The sequence below is a fragment of the Nonomuraea indica genome (assembly GCF_002850745.1).
In the GTDB taxonomy this organism is placed as follows: Bacteria; Actinomycetota; Actinomycetes; order Streptosporangiales; family Streptosporangiaceae; genus Nonomuraea; species Nonomuraea indica.
In genome coordinates this window covers 378,824-393,083 of sequence record NZ_KZ559467.1, presented here as the reverse complement: position 1 = coordinate 393,083, position 14,260 = coordinate 378,824, and the positions used below count along the sequence as shown (strand labels likewise).

Here is a 14,260-nt window from a genome sequence, read left to right as displayed (position 1 = left end):
TCAGAACCCGGTCTGGGTCTGGGCGTTCAGCGCCGTCATCCGCACCTTGGCGGCCGGGTCGGTGCGCTTGTCGGAGATGCGCAGCACGTCCAGGCCCCGCTGGATGTCGCTGCTGTAGATGTGACCGTTGTAGTAGTACGCCGACCAGGAGCCCGCGAAGTTGCGCGGCCGGATCGGCCCGCGGTCGAAGTAGCCGATCTCCTTCGGGGCCGCCGAGTCGGTGAAGTCCCAGACGGACACGCCGCCCTGGTACCACGCCTGGACCATGATGTCCCTGCCCTTGACCGGGATCAGGGAGCCGTTGTGGGCCACGCAGTTCTCGGACGTGCCCTGCACGCGCGGGATCTTGTAGTACGCCTTCTTGACGAGCCGGCCGTCCTCGATGTCGAAGATCGCGTCCGCGCCGCGCTCGGCGCCGACCGCCTTGGTGCAGGTGGCGCCGAGGCCGCCGCCCAGCTCGTCGGTGAAGACCACCTTGTCGCCGGTGTTGTTGAACGTCGCGGAGTGCCAGAACGCGAAGTTCTCGTCGGTGACGGTGGCGGTGACCTTGGGGCGCTCGCGGTCGGAGATGTCCATGAGCACGCCGTCGCCCATGCAGGCGCCGGCGGCGAGGTTCTTGCGCGGGTGGACGGTGATGTCGTGGCAGCCGCTGGTCGGCGCGAGCAGCCCCTCCTGGGCCTCGTTGCCGCCGTCGGGGAAGAGCACCGGCGTGGCGACCACCTTGGCGGCGGCCGGCTTGTCCAGGGGCACCTTGACGATGGAGATCCGGTCGTGCGGGGGCCGGCAGCCGGGGAAGGCCGCCTCGGGGCCGTAGGACGACACGTACAGGTAGACCGACCTGCCCGTGGTGTCCGGCACCAGTGTGTGCGTGTGCGAGCCGCAGGCGGTCTTGACGGCCTTGACGTACTTCGGCCGGGTCTTGTCGGAGATGTCGAAGATGCGGATGCCCTCCCACGACGAGGAGGAGGCCACGCTGCCGGGCTCGCCCTTGCAGGAGTCGTCGCGCATGGTGTCGTCCACCGACAGGAAGAGCAGGTCACCGTGGACCGAGACGTCGTTCTGCGCGCCGGGGCAGACGACGCGGCTGACCGCCTTCGGCTTGGCCGGGTTCTTGATGTCGTAGACGGTGAAGCCGTAGTAGTTGCCCTGGTAGGCGTAGTCGCCCTGGAACGCCAGATCCGTGCCGTAGGCGTCGGCCTCGTCGAAGGGCGCCCTCTTGGGGACGTTGGCCACGTGCTCGACATTGGGGCTGGCCTTGCCGTCGTCAGCCGCCTGTACGGGTGACGCCGTGAGGGCGAGCACCGCTCCCGTCAACGTCAGGACGCGGCCGATTCGGGACGCCACAGGGGACCTCCTGCTAGGGGGAAAGGAAAACAGCGGCCCCCACTATGACAGGAATTCCCCACCTTTCCGGCCATATTTCATGAGCAGGCTCCCGCAGCATCGACCCCGGACAAGCGGCACGGCGGAGCCGCGGGCTCCGCCGTGCCTGGGGATCAGGGAGGTCAGTCGCGGTGACCCCGGCCCCACTCGCGGTAGGACTCCTGGGTCTGGACGTTCAGCCGGTCGGTACGGACGCGCGCGGCGCCGTTGGTGAGCGGATCGTTGACCTTGATGACGTCGAGGCCCTCGTGGAAGTCGGCCGCGTAGATGTGGCCGTTGTAGTAGTAGGCGGACCAGACGCCGCCGCCGCTGTTGTCGGCGCGCGGGCCGCGCTCGAAGTAGCCGATCTCCCGCGGGTTGGCGGAGTCGGTGAAGTCCCAGATCGAGACGCCGCCCATGTACCACGCCTGGACCATGATGTCCTTGCCCTTGACGGGGATCAGCGAGCCGTTGTGCGCCACGCAGTTCTCGCTGTCGGCCTGGTGCCGAGCGATCTTGAAGTAGCTCTTGAACTGGAGCTGGCCGTTCACGATGTCATAGATCGCGTCGGCGCCCCGGTTCGGCCCCGTGGCCTCGTTGCAGGTGGCCGCGCCGCCGCCGCCGAGCTCGTCGGTGAAGACGACCTTCCTGGCGTCGTTGCTGAAGGTGGCCGAGTGCCAGAAGGCGAAGTTCGGGTCGGTGATCCGGGCGGTGACCTTCGGGTTCAGCCGGTCGGAGATGTCGAACAGCACGCCGTCGCCCATGCACGCGCCCGCCGCGATGTTCTTCTCGGCGTAGGCGGTGATGTCGTGGCAGCCGCTGGTCGGCGCCAGCAGGCCGGGCTGGGTCTCGTTGCCGCCGTCGGGGAAGACGACGGGGGTGGCCGCGACGGTCGCGGCGGCCGGGTTCCGGAGCGGCACCTTGATGATGGAGATCTTGTCGTGCGGCGGCTGGCAGTCGGGGAAGTTCGCGCTGGGCGAGTACGACGAGACGTAGACGTAGAGGTTCCTGAGCCGGTCGACGCCCTTGCCCGGGACGAGCGTCAGGGTGTGCGAGCCGCAGTTGGTCTCGACCGCCTTGACGTACTTGGGCGCCGTCTTGTCGCTGATGTCGAAGATGCGGACGCCTTCCCAGGCCTCCTTGTTGCTCGCGGGCAGTCCCGTGCTGTTGCAGGAGTCGTCGCTGCGCGAGCTGTCGACCGCGGCGAACAGCAGGTTGCCGTAGACGCTGACGTCCATCTGGCCGCCGGGGCAGACGACCGAGCTGACGGGCTGGGCCTTCTTCGGGTTGCGGACGTCGTAGATCGAGAAGCCGCCGTAGTTGCCCACGTAGGCGTAGCCGCTCTGGAAGGCGATGTCGGTGTTGATGGTGCCGGCGAGCGGCTCGGGCTTCGGGATGTTCAGCACGTGGGAGACGTTCGGGCTGGTCACCACGGTGTCTGGCGGAGGGATCTCGGCGGCCGACGCGGGCACGGCCGTCAGCGCTAACGCGACGGCGGCTCCTGCCACGACGAGGGCGCGAAGGGGACTGGACACTGATGAGCCTCCTTGGGTCACGCCGGCGCTGGGTCTGCGACGTGAATGCCCAAGTCTCTGTCAATCTCGACAAATCCGTCCAGGTGCCACATCGTCAAGAAATCTAATGTTTTGACCCCTTGAAAAGGCAGCAGTTCGGAGGGTGCGCGCCTCCGCCGGTGCGGCGGGGACCGGGGTTCCCGCCGCACGGCCCGGGATCAGCCGCCCGGACGGCCCTCGCCAGGCTCGGGGTAGGAGCCCTGGGTCTGCGCGTTGAGCAGGTCCATCTTGACGCTGTTGGCCTGGTTCGTCCGCGGGTCGTCGATCTTCAGGACGTCGAGGCCCAGGTTGAAGTCCGAGCCGTAGATGTGGCCGTTGTAGTAGTAGGCGGACCAGAAGCCTCCGCTGAGCGGCGGGGCCGTGCTGTCGGGGCCGCGCTCGAAGTAGGCGATCTCCTGCGGGTTGGCCGAGTCGGTGAAGTCCACCACCGAGATGCCGCCCTGGTACCAGGCCTGCACCATCACGTCGCGGTTCTTGACCGGGATCAGCGAGCCGTTGTGCGCCACGCAGTTCTCGGAGTCGGCCTGGTGCCGAGCGATCTTGAAGTAGCTCTTGAACTCGAGCCCGCCGCCGGCGATGTCGTAGTAGGCGTTGGCGCCCCGGTTGGGACCGATGGCCGCGTTGCAGGTGGCCCGCGAGCCGCCGCCCAGCTCGTCGGTGAAGATGACCTTCGTGCCGCTGTTGTTGAACGTGGCCGAGTGCCAGAAGGCGAAGTTCACCTCGTCGCGCACGGTCGCCGTGACCCTCGGCTGCTCGGGGTCGGAGATGTCCATGAGGATGCCCTCACCCATGCACGCTCCGGCGGCGATGCCCTTCTCGGGGTAGGCGGTGATGTCGTGGCAGCCCGAGGTGGCGGACTTGCCGTTCGGGTAGCTGCCCGGCACTCCGGGGAAGCCGCCGCCCGGGAAGAGGTTGGGCGTGGCGATGACCGACGCCGACGCGGGGTCGGCCAGCGGCACCTTGATGATCGAGATCAGGTCGTGCGGCGGCTGGCAGTCGGGGAAGTTGATGCTGGGCGAGTAGGAGGAGACGTAGACGTAGAGGTTCTCGCCGCTCTTGTCGGGCACGAGCGTGTGGGTGTGCGAACCGCAGTTCGTCTCGACGGACTTGATGTACTTCGGTGCGGACTTGTCGGAGATGTCGAAGATACGCATCCCCTCCCACGAGTCCTTGTTCGCCGCGCTCTGCCCGACGCTGCTGCACGAGTCGTTGTTGCGCGAGGAGTCCACGGATCCGAAGAGCAGGTTGCCGTAGACCGAGACGTCCATCTGGCCGCCGGGGCAGACCACCGAGCTGACCAGCGAGGTCTGCTTGGGATTCTTGATGTCGTAGATGGAGAAACCGGAGTAGTTGCCGACATAGGCGTAGTCGCCCTGGAACGCGATGTCGGTGTTGATGTCCGACAGCGCGTCGGGCTTGGGCACGTTGGTGACGTGCTCCATGTTGGAGCTCATGACGATCTCGCCGGGAGCCGGTATCTCGGCCGCCTGGGCCGGCAGTGAGATGCCCATGAGCGCGACGGCAGCGGCCGCCGCGACGAGGGCTCTGCGGGGGGTTACCACGAACGACCTCCTATGAACTGCACAAACAAGGAGATCCTCAACCGATCCCGGCTTCCTGACCAGAAGGCATACTGTCAAATCTTGGACGACATTGCCCTCTTTCGTCGTTAGGGGCCTTTGGCCTAGAGTGCGCACTCTCGACCGACTTTTTTGGGAGGCTGGTTGCGCGCCGCGCTCATCGTCGTCGCGGGTACGGTGCTCTTGTCCCTTTCGGGTTGCACCACCACGACTCCGCAGGCACCGCGAGCCGAATCGACCGCCCCGGTGATCGCACCCGGCAGGCCGGGCGAGGAGGCCAGGACCCTCGCTCCGAGCGAGGCCGCGACAGCCGTTCCCGCGCCCACGGCGAACGCCGCCGACGTCACCTACGTCCGCGACATGGTCGTCCACCACCGGCAGGCGCTCGACATGGCCCTTCTGGCGCCCAGCAGGGCGGAGTCCGCCACGCTCAAGGCCCTGGCCGCGCGCATCAAGGACGCGCAGGGGCCGGAGATCCAGTTCATGACCTCGTGGTTGCAGGAGCTCGGCCAGCGGGCCCCCGACCATCACGCCGCGCACGCGGGCATGCCCGGGATGGCCACCGCCGAGCAGATGGAGGCGCTGAGGGCGGCCCGCGGCAAGGCGTTCGACACGCTGTTCCTGCAGCTCATGATCGCCCACCACGAGGGCGCCCTGAAGATGTCGGACGAGGTGCTCACCAAGGGCTCGCACATCCGGGTCGAGGAGCTGGCGAGCGACGTGAGCGTCACCCAGAGCGCCGAGATCCGCCGCATGCGGGAGATGCAGACGGCGGGCTGAGCCGGTCCCGGAGCGGCCGGTCCGGGAGGGGCCGGTCCGGGAGGGGCCGGTCCGGGAGGGGCCGGTCCGGGAGGGGCCGGTCCGGGGGTCGGTTCAGGAGCCGACGCGCCACGAGTGCAGGTAGGCCTCCTGGTCGGCGGTGAGCGTGTCGATCGAGATGCCCGTCGCGGCCAGCTTGAGCCGGGCCACCTCGTGGTCGATCTCCTCGGGCACGTCGTACACGCCCGGCGCGAGCCGCCGGCGCTCCCGCGCGAGCCAGGCGACCGCGAGCGCCTGGGCGGAGAACGACATGTCCATGACGGCCGCCGGATGGCCCTCGGCGGCGGTGAGGTTGACCAGGCGGCCCTCGGCCAGCAGCAGCAGGCGGCGGCCGTCGGCCAGCACGTACTCGTCGGTGCTGGGCCGGACCCCGCGGTGCACCTCCACGGCAAGGTCGTCCAGCGCGCGCACGTCGATCTCCACGTCGAAGTGGCCGGCGTTGGCCAGGATGGCGCCGTCCTTCATCGCGGCCAGGTGCTCGGCCCGGACCACGTCGCGGTTGCCGGTCACCGTGATGAACAGGTCCCCGACCGCCGCCGCCTCGGCCATCGGCCGCACCTCGTAGCCCTGCAGGGTGGCGTCGAGCGCCTTGACGGCGTCGATCTCGGTCACCACCACCCGCGCGCCGAGCCCCTTGGCCCGCTCGGCGACCCCCCGCCCGCAGAAGCCGAACCCGGCCACCACCACGGTCCGCCCGGCCAGCATGGCGTTGGTGGCCCGCATGATGCCGTCGAGCGTCGACTGCCCGGTGCCGTAGCGGTTGTCGAACATCCGCTTGGTCCGCGTGTCGTTCACGGCCACGACGGGGAACCGCAGCGCCTCCTCCGCGGCCATCTGGCGCAGCCGGATGATCCCGGTCGTCGTCTCCTCGCAGCCGCCCGAGACTCCGGGCAGCAGGTCGGTCCGCTCCGTGTGCAGGGTGTTGACCAGGTCGCACCCGTCGTCGAGCACCAGGTCGGGCCCGATGTCGAGCGCCTGGTCGATGTGCCGGTAGTAGGTCGCCCGGTCGACGCCGGCCCGTGCGTGCACGGCCACCCCGTACGTCCGCAGCGCCTCGGCCACGTCGTCCTGCGTGGACAGCGGGTTGGACGCGGCCAGCGCAATCTCGGCGCCGCCCGCCTTGAGCGCGCCCATGAGCACGGCCGTCTCCGCGGTCACGTGCAGGCACGCGGCGATCCGCAGCCCGTCGAGCGGCCGCTCGCGGGCGAACCGCTCGCCGATCGCGGTCAGCACCGGCATCGACCGGGCGGCCCAGCTGATCTGCCGCTCGCCGCTCTCCCCGAGGTCCATCGGTCGTTCTCCCCTCACAAAGCCCGCCGGGCCGCCCCCCGGCTCGCGGCTACGCGAAGGGGGCGGCCCGCAGGGCGCTCGGCACGGCGGTGGCCCCGCCTCGCCTCGCGAGCGCCGGGGACGGGTCCCCGGCGCTCGCGGCGGGCGGAAGTCGCCGTGCCGGTCGTACCGGATCGTCGGCCGCGTGCGGAGCACGCGGGCGGATCAGTAGCGGTAGTGGTCGGACTTGTACGGGCCCTCGACGTGGACGCCGATGTAGGCGGCCTGCTCCTTGGTCAGCTCGGTCAGCTTGACGCCCAGGGCGTCGAGGTGCAGCCGGGCGACCTTCTCGTCCAAGTGCTTGGGCAGCGTGTAGACGCCGATCGGGTACTCGTCCGTCTTGGTGAACAGCTCGATCTGCGCGATCACCTGGTTGGTGAAGGAGTTGGACATCACGAAGCTCGGGTGGCCGGTGGCGCAGCCGAGGTTCATCAGGCGGCCCTCGGCGAGCACGATGATCGAGTGGCCGTCGGGGAAGATCCACTCGTCGACCTGCGGCTTGATGGTGTTGCGGGTGATGCCCTCGGTGCGCATCAGGCCGGCCATGTCGATCTCGTTGTCGAAGTGGCCGATGTTGGACACGATCGCCTGGTGCTTCATCTTCGCCATGTGCGCGGCGGTGATGATGTTGAAGTTGCCGGTGGCGGTGACGAAGATGTCGGCGATGCCGACGACCTCGTCCAGGGTGGTGACCTGGAAGCCGTCCATGGCCGCCTGGAGGGCGCAGATCGGGTCGATCTCGGTGACGATGACGCGGGCGCCCTGGCCGCGCAGCGCGTCGGCGCAGCCCTTGCCGACGTCGCCGTAGCCGCAGACCACGGCCACCTTGCCGCCGATCAGCACGTCGGTGGCGCGGTTGAGGCCGTCGATGACGGAGTGGCGGCAGCCGTACTTGTTGTCGAACTTCGACTTGGTGACCGAGTCGTTGACGTTGATCGCCGGGAACAGCAGCTGGCCGTTCTTGTGCATCTCGTACAGGCGGTGCACGCCGGTGGTGGTCTCCTCGGTGACGCCCTTGATCTGCTCGGCGATCCGGGTCCACTTCTTCTCGTCGGTGACCGTGCGCTTGAGCAGGTCGATGATGACGTGCCACTCCTCCGGGTCGTCGGCGGAGGCGGCGGGGACGGCCCCGGCCTTCTCGTACTCGGCGCCCTTGTGGACGAGCAGCGTGGCGTCGCCGCCGTCGTCGAGGATCATGTTGGGACCCTCACCGCCGGGCCAGGTGAGCGCCTGCTCGGTGCACCACCAGTACTCCTCCAGCGTCTCGCCCTTCCAGGCGAAGACGGGGACGCCCTTGGGGTCGTCCACGGTGCCGTCGGGGCCGACGACGACGGCGGCGGCGGCGTGGTCCTGGGTGGAGAAGATGTTGCAGCTCACCCAGCGCACCTCGGCGCCGAGGGCGACGAGCGTCTCGATGAGGACGGCGGTCTGGATGGTCATGTGCAGGGAGCCCATGATCTTCGCGCCGCGCAGGGGCTGCGCGTCCGCGTACTCCTTGCGGATCGCCATCAGGCCGGGCATCTCGTGCTCGGCGAGCCTGATCTCCTTGCGGCCGAACTCGGCAAGTGAAAGGTCGGCGACCTTGAAGTCCATCTGATTCCCTCGCATCACGGCTCTCGGCACACGTTGTCGCCGACGAGTTTAGGCGTCGATCCGACACCGAGCACGCTCAGCGGCCACTTCCTGACGTAAGAATGTAAGGATGCGCATCACCGAAGCCGCCCAGCGGCTGGGCATGTCCCCTCGCATGCTGCGATACCGGGAGGCTCTGGGGCTGCTGCCCCCCGTCCGGGAGCAGGGCGCACACCGCCGCTTCGGTCCCGAGGAGCTGGCCGCGGTGGCCCAGGGGGTGGAGCTGGAGAAGCGTTTCGACGTCTCTCCCGCGGCGCTGGCGTTCGCGTTGCGCGTGCTCAGCGAGCCGGTTGTGGCCGCCGCCGTGCGCGACCTCGGCGTACGGATCGGGCGCATCCCGGTGCCGCGCCGGGCGCTCGACTTCGAGAAGGAGAAGGCGTTGCGCCTGCTTCGAACCTCGGCCCCCGGCCAGACGTCGAAGAGGACATGAGAGAGCTGCTGATGGCCACCGTCCTGGCGCTATCCCCGGCGCCCGCGGCGGGCTCCCCCACCCAGGCCGGGAGCACGGTGAAGGTCTACTTCGCCAAGGGGTTCGGCATCCCCGGCAAGCTGGTCCCGGTGACCCGGAAGGCGCCCCACCAGGGCGTCGCCAGGTTCGCCGTCGAGCAGCTCATCGCCGGCCCGACCGCGAAGGAGCGGGCCCGGGGCCTGCACTCCGAGCTGGCCGGCGCGCTGCGCGGCAGGTCCGCCTGCGGCGCCGACTTCACGATCACTATCAGGAAGGGCACGGCCACGCTGCGCTTCTGCCGCACGGTGATGAGCAACGGCGTGGGCGCCGACGCCCGCATGCTCAACATGATCAGGACCACGCTGAGGCAGTTCGCGACGGTGAAGAAGGTGGTCGCGCTGGACAAGAGCGGCCGGTGCCTGTTCGACCAGACCGAGAGGGGCACGTCCTGCCTCACCGGCCGGGAGTGAGGCGGGCGCGGGACGACGGGGCGTCCCGCGCCGAGGAGCTCTCGTCGCGGGCCGGCCGGCTCAGCCGCCGGCCGCGCCGGTCGGCGTGCGGTCGAGGTCGGGCTCCAGGTAGATGACCCGGGCGATCGGCACGGCCTCGCGGATGCGCTGCTCGGCCTCGTCGATCCCCCTGGCCACTTCGGCGGCCGTGTCGCTGTGCGTCACCGCGATCTTGGCGGCCACCAGCAGCTCCTCCGGGCCCAGGTGCAGCGTGCGCATGTGGATCACGCGCTCGACCTCCTCGGCGCTCTCCAGCGCGGCGTGGATCTGCCGCTCCATCTCGGGGGTGGCCCCCTCGCCGAGCAGCAGCGACTTGGTCTCGATGGCCAGGATGACCGCGATCACCGCGAGCAGCACGCCGATCATGAGCGTGCCGATGGCGTCCCACACCGGGTTGCCGGTGACGACCGCCATCGTGACGCCGAACAGCGCGAAGATCAGGCCCAGCAGGGCGCCGAGGTCCTCCAGCAGGATGACCGGCAGCTCCGGCGACTTCGCCCGGCGCACGAACGCCACCCACGACTGCGAGCCGCGGACCGCGTTGGACTCCTTGATCGCCGTGCGGAACGAGAACGCCTCGGCGATGATCGCGAAGATCAGCACCGCGAACGCCCAGGTGGGCGACTCCAGGCCCTCCTTCGACGACAGCTTGTGGAAGCCCTCGTAGAGGGAGAACACCGCGCCGATGGTGAACAGCACCACGGCCACCACGAAGGCGTAGAAGTAGCGCTCGCGACCGTAGCCGAACGGGTGCTCGCGCGTGCTGCTCCGCTGCGCCCGCTTGCCGCCGATCAGCAGCAGCAGCTGGTTGCCCGAGTCGGCCACCGAGTGGATGCCCTCGGCCAGCATCGAGGAGGAGCCGGTGAAGAAGGCGGCCACGAACTTGGCTACCGCAATGGACAGGTTGGCCAGCAAGGCCGCGATGATCGCTTTGGTACCGCCGCTCGCGCTCACGGGTCTTCTCCACTCATAGCTGTAAAACGCCTACAAAGCCCCGAAAAAGGGATCCTAGTGGGAGATCCTGGCCTTCAACTCCGTGATGGCCGACACCGGGGTCGGATCGACGCCGTACCCGAGCGCGAGGTAGGTAGTCGCGTAGTCGCCGAGTCCGATCAGCGAGGCGAGCCGTTCCAGCGGGTGCCCGCCCTCGGCCGCCACCTCGGTGACCGGCACGTCGCGGTCGTGCGCCAGCCGTACGGACGCCTCGCGCCGCCGCGTCACCTGCGGATGCTCCTCCACGTCGCGCAGCATCACGAGCCTGAGCGTGTGCGCCTGCGTCTCGTCGAAGATGTCGCGCCGCGCGAGCGGGCCGTCGAAGGCCACCACCTGGTTGTGGTCGGCCTCGGGCAGCTCGCCGAAGACCGCCGGATACTTGGCGTTCTCGTTGAGCTGGCAGGCCAGCCGGTATCCGGCGACGGCGGCGAGCGGCGACGAGCCCCAGATCATCGGGATGCTCTCGGCGAGGTCCATGGCCAGCGCCTTGCCCGGGTTGACGAACGACTCGCTGGTCGGCCGGCACCGGTGGGCCATGTCCTCCAGCAGCCGTGCCACGTTCTCGAACAGCTCCTCGTCGGCCCGCGCGAGGCCGAGCGCGGCGCCGGCCACGACCAGCGGAACGGCCAGCAGCCACACGTTGGCCCTGGGCTGCCCGCTCGCGGGCACCGGCACGTACGTGGCGGACGCCTGCCTGGCCATCGACTCCAGCGGCGAGCCGGGAGCGCCGACGGCGAGCAGCGAGCAGCCGCGCCGCACCGCCTCCGTGACCGCCGACAGCGTCTCCTCCGTACGGCCCGAGCAGGACACCGCGATGACCAGGTCGGCCGCGCCCACCCAGCCGGGCAGCTGGTAGGAGCGCACGGTCACGATCGGCACCGGCGCGCCGTTGCCGCAGACGGCGGCCAGGATGTCGCCGGCGATGGCCGAGCCGCCCATTCCGACGACCACGACGGCGCGGGGCCGGCCCTGCTCGCGCAGCCGCTCGACACCCGCCTCGACGGCGGTGCGGTATCCGGTGCGGACCTGGGCGGCGGACGCGGCGACCGCGAGCAGCATGCCGCCCGGATCGCCCTCGGACAGGTGGTCGGGGTTGTCGAGCCTCTCCGGCTCCCAGATCACGGCTTCCTGGCCTCGTCGACGAGCAGCACCGGGATGTCGTCGCGGACCGGGTAGATCAGGCCGCAGCCCGTGCAGGCCAGCTCCTCGGCCTCGGCCTCGACGCGCAGCGGCGACTTGCACGCCGGGCAGGCCAGGATCTCCAGCAGCCAGTCGTCGATCTTCACACTGACACCCTTCTTACGATGGCGAGCACCTCGTCGGTGACCGCCCTCATCGTGGTCTCGTCGGCCGCCTCGGCGTTGAGCCTGAGCAGCGGCTCGGTGTTGGACGCGCGCAGGTTGAACCACCAGTCGGCGGCGCTCACCGTCAGCCCGTCGAGCTCGTCGACCGTCCCCCGGTCGCCGAACGCCTCGCGCACCCGCAGCAGCGCCTTGTCCTGGTCGTCCACCGTACTGTTGATCTCGCCCGAGGCGTGGTAGCGGGAGTAGGCCCCCACCACCTGCGACAGGGGCAGCTCCTGCCCGCCGAGCGCGGCCAGCACGTGCAGCGCGGCCAGCATGCCCGAGTCGGCGAACCAGAAGTCGCGGAAGTAGTAGTGGGCCGAGTGCTCGCCACCGAAGACGGCGCCCGTGCGGGCCATCTCGGCCTTGATGAACGAGTGGCCGACCCGCGTGCGCACCGGCTCGCCGCCGTGCTCGCGGATGATCTCGGGGACGCCGCGCGACGTGATCAGGTTGTGGATGATCGTGGCGCCCGGATACTTGGCCAGCTCGCGGGCCGCCACGAGGGCGGTGATCGCCGACGGCGGGACGGACTCCCCGCGCTCGTCCACGACCCAGCAGCGGTCGGCGTCGCCGTCGAAGGCGAGGCCCAGGTCGGCGCCGGTGTCGAGGACCGCCCGCTGCAGGTCGCGCAGGTTGGCCGGCTCCAGCGGGTTGGCCTCGTGGTTGGGGAAGGTGCCGTCGAGCTCGAAGTAGAGCGGGACCAGCTCGATCGGCAGCCCGTCGAACACGGCCGGCACGGTGAGCCCGCCCATGCCGTTGCCCGCGTCGACGGCCACCTTGAGCGGCCGGACACCGGACAGGTCGACGAGGGTGCGCAGATGCCCGGCATAGCCGGCGAGCAGGTCCTTCTCGACCAGCGACCCGGCGGGGCCGCCCGCCGCGCCGGCACGCTCCCCCACCAGCTCGGCGGCCCGGTCGCGGATCTCGGTCAGGCCCGTGTCGCCGCCGATCGGCACCGCGCCGGCGCGGCACATCTTCATGCCGTTGTAGCGGGCGGGGTTGTGGCTGGCGGTGAACATCACGCCGGGCAGGCCGAGGCTGCCGCTGGCGTAGTAGAGCAGGTCGGTGGAGCCCAGACCGGCGTGCACGACGTCGGCGCCGCGCGAGCGCGCGCCGCGCACGAAAGCCGCGGCCAGCGGCACGGACGAGTCGCGCATGTCGTGCGCGACCACGGCGGCACCCGCCCCGGTGACCTCCACGAAGGCGGCCCCCACCGCCTCTGCGGTCGCCTCGTCCAGCTCGTCGGGCACCACGCCGCGCACGTCGTAAGCCTTGAAGATCTTGGCGAGGTCGCCCACTCTCCAGCTCCGCCCCTAGGTCGTCTACGTCAGGAACGAGCCTACCGGTCGCGATGTTGCTGGGCGGACCGCAGGACGCGCAGGTGTCCCCGGCGGCCGACCTCGACGCCCTGGCCGACCGGCTCGCCGCCGCCGGCGGGCGCGGGCCTGGCGGCCTCCCGGACGGCGTTGGCCAGCGCCTCCAGGTCGTCGGAGCTGGGTGAGCCGCCGTCGGTGGGCAGGCGCACGACCTCCCAGCCGCGCGGGGCGGTCAGCCGTTCGGCGTGTTCGGCGCACAGGTCGTAGCAGTGTGGCTCCGCGTACGTCGCCAGGGGGCCGAGAACAGCGGTGGAGTCGGCGTATACGTACGTGAGCGTGAAGACGGCAGGCTGGCTGCAGGCGGTGCGGGAACAGCGGCGGACGGGGCTCACGGAGGGACCGTATCTGGTAAGAGTGCGAGGCGCCACTATCTGAGCGCTCTTAACGAGCGTGTCGCCACAATTCGGACACCTGTCGCTGGTTTTGAGCCCACATGCACCGATGCCGTCTCCCCATAGACTTGCCCTGTGACTGAGAAGCGGGGCCCACGACGGCGTGACCGTCACGGTCGCGGGTTGCGCGGCCCGCTCGCGCCGTCCCACGTTCCGATCGCCCGCTCGCGCGGCGAGCGGTTCGACGACCTGGTGCTCGACGCGGTCGACCGGCTGCGCCCGCAGTGGGGCAGGCAGCTCTCGGCGGTGGAGTTCGCGGTGGAGGACGTGCCGCCGCTCGGCGAGCTGGACGACGGCCCCGGCCTCGGCCCCGACCCGATCCCGCTCGGCCGCGCCCAACCGGCCCAGGGGTCCGACCCGGCGTCCGTCGTGGTCTACCGTCGCCCGCTCGAGGCCCGCGCCCGTGATCGCGACGCCCTCGGGGCACTTGTCCACGACACGGTGGTCGAGCAGGTGGCCACGCTCCTCGGCCTGTCTCCCGAGACCGTCGACCCGGGCTACGACGACCGCCGCTAGCGCACGGCACTGCGCACGGCACGAAGGGCCGCCGCCGGCGCAACAGCACGAAGGGGCCGCGCGGCGCGTGACCGCACGACCCCTTCGCCGGTGTTTCCTATTGTTAGACGGCCTGGCGCTTGATCCGTCTGCGCTCCCGTTCTGACAACCCACCCCAGATGCCGAACCGCTCATCGTGCTCAAGCGCGTATTCAAGACACTCGGCACGGACCTCGCACGATCGGCAGACCTTCTTGGCCTCTCGGGTGGAGCCGCCCTTCTCCGGGAAGAACGCCTCCGGATCAGTCTGCGCGCACAGGGCGCGCTCCTGCCAGCCGAGTTCTTCAGCGTCAAGCTGATCCTGTGCGATGACCAGATCGGTCACTGCACACCTCCCTGCCGCCC

Annotated in this window: 15 protein-coding genes; 4 read left to right on the top strand and 11 right to left on the bottom strand. The window is 70.0% G+C overall.

Features of this window, described 5'->3' with window-relative positions; all coding sequences use genetic code 11:
• From CXR44_RS05925 to CXR44_RS05915, 3 genes are all read right to left on the bottom strand, one after another.
• Positions 1-1,344: an LVIVD repeat-containing protein gene (locus tag CXR44_RS05925; protein ID WP_397021175.1), complete on the bottom strand. Its 1,344-nt coding sequence runs from the start codon at positions 1,342-1,344 to the stop codon at positions 1-3.
• 161 nt (positions 1,345-1,505) lie between these two features.
• The gene (locus CXR44_RS05920; protein WP_144069875.1) at positions 1,506-2,897 is read right to left on the bottom strand and encodes an LVIVD repeat-containing protein; all 1,392 of its coding nucleotides are present in this window, start codon (positions 2,895-2,897) and stop codon (positions 1,506-1,508) included.
• Between the two features lie 197 nt (positions 2,898-3,094).
• The gene (locus CXR44_RS05915; protein ID WP_245898872.1) at positions 3,095-4,498 is read right to left on the bottom strand and encodes an LVIVD repeat-containing protein; all 1,404 of its coding nucleotides are present in this window, start codon (positions 4,496-4,498) and stop codon (positions 3,095-3,097) included.
• Positions 4,499-4,660: 162 nt separating this feature from the next.
• Here CXR44_RS05915 and CXR44_RS05910 point away from each other — a divergent pair, with 162 nt between their 5' ends.
• Positions 4,661-5,296: a DUF305 domain-containing protein gene (locus CXR44_RS05910; protein WP_101783852.1), complete on the top strand. Its 636-nt coding sequence runs from the start codon at positions 4,661-4,663 to the stop codon at positions 5,294-5,296.
• A gap of 93 nt (positions 5,297-5,389) precedes the next feature.
• Here CXR44_RS05910 and CXR44_RS05905 read toward each other — a convergent pair whose 3' ends face one another.
• Together CXR44_RS05905 and ahcY are read right to left on the bottom strand one after the other, a co-directional pair.
• Complete coding sequence (locus CXR44_RS05905) at positions 5,390-6,625, bottom strand: adenosylhomocysteinase (RefSeq protein ID WP_101783851.1); 1,236 nt, start codon at positions 6,623-6,625, stop codon at positions 5,390-5,392.
• Positions 6,626-6,829: 204 nt separating this feature from the next.
• Positions 6,830-8,257 carry an adenosylhomocysteinase gene (gene ahcY, locus CXR44_RS05900; protein ID WP_101783850.1) on the bottom strand — a complete coding sequence of 476 codons (1,428 nt, stop codon included), beginning with the start codon at positions 8,255-8,257 and terminating at the stop codon, positions 6,830-6,832.
• A gap of 109 nt (positions 8,258-8,366) precedes the next feature.
• Here ahcY and CXR44_RS05895 point away from each other — a divergent pair, with 109 nt between their 5' ends.
• Positions 8,367-8,726, top strand: a complete 360-nt coding sequence (locus CXR44_RS05895) for a MerR family transcriptional regulator (RefSeq protein ID WP_101783849.1) — start codon at positions 8,367-8,369, stop codon at positions 8,724-8,726.
• Positions 8,723-9,214, top strand: a complete 492-nt coding sequence (locus CXR44_RS05890) for a GerMN domain-containing protein (protein ID WP_101783848.1) — start codon at positions 8,723-8,725, stop codon at positions 9,212-9,214. The genes CXR44_RS05895 and CXR44_RS05890 overlap by 4 nt, the downstream gene beginning before the upstream one ends.
• A gap of 60 nt (positions 9,215-9,274) precedes the next feature.
• Here the strand turns inward: CXR44_RS05890 and CXR44_RS05885 are convergent, their stop codons facing one another.
• The 5 genes from CXR44_RS05885 to CXR44_RS05865 are packed head-to-tail and all read right to left on the bottom strand — an operon-like array spanning position 9,275 to position 13,300.
• A complete protein-coding gene (locus CXR44_RS05885) occupies positions 9,275-10,207 on the bottom strand; it encodes a cation diffusion facilitator family transporter (protein WP_101783847.1) in 933 nt (310 codons plus the stop codon).
• 54 nt (positions 10,208-10,261) lie between these two features.
• Entirely contained in the window at positions 10,262-11,368 is a 1,107-nt protein-coding gene (locus CXR44_RS05880; RefSeq protein ID WP_101783846.1) for a bifunctional phosphoglucose/phosphomannose isomerase, read from the bottom strand.
• Positions 11,365-11,532, bottom strand: coding sequence for a Trm112 family protein (locus CXR44_RS05875; RefSeq protein ID WP_101783845.1), 168 nt, complete (start codon positions 11,530-11,532; stop codon positions 11,365-11,367). Before CXR44_RS05875 ends, CXR44_RS05880 begins: the two co-directional genes overlap by 4 nt.
• Positions 11,529-12,890 (bottom strand): phosphomannomutase/phosphoglucomutase, encoded by a 1,362-nt coding sequence (locus tag CXR44_RS05870; RefSeq protein WP_101783844.1) that lies wholly within the window; start codon positions 12,888-12,890, stop codon positions 11,529-11,531. The genes CXR44_RS05875 and CXR44_RS05870 overlap by 4 nt, the downstream gene beginning before the upstream one ends.
• A gap of 41 nt (positions 12,891-12,931) precedes the next feature.
• A complete protein-coding gene (locus tag CXR44_RS05865; protein WP_101783843.1) occupies positions 12,932-13,300 on the bottom strand; it encodes a DUF3499 domain-containing protein in 369 nt (122 codons plus the stop codon).
• A 135-nt stretch (positions 13,301-13,435) separates the two neighbouring features.
• On the opposite strand from CXR44_RS05865, the gene CXR44_RS05860 reads away from it, so the two are divergent.
• Positions 13,436-13,876, top strand: a complete 441-nt coding sequence (locus CXR44_RS05860; protein ID WP_101783842.1) for a metallopeptidase family protein — start codon at positions 13,436-13,438, stop codon at positions 13,874-13,876.
• Between the two features lie 103 nt (positions 13,877-13,979).
• Here CXR44_RS05860 and CXR44_RS05855 read toward each other — a convergent pair whose 3' ends face one another.
• Entirely contained in the window at positions 13,980-14,240 is a 261-nt protein-coding gene (locus CXR44_RS05855) for a WhiB family transcriptional regulator (RefSeq protein WP_049564653.1), read from the bottom strand.
• Positions 14,241-14,260 lie beyond the last annotated feature (20 nt).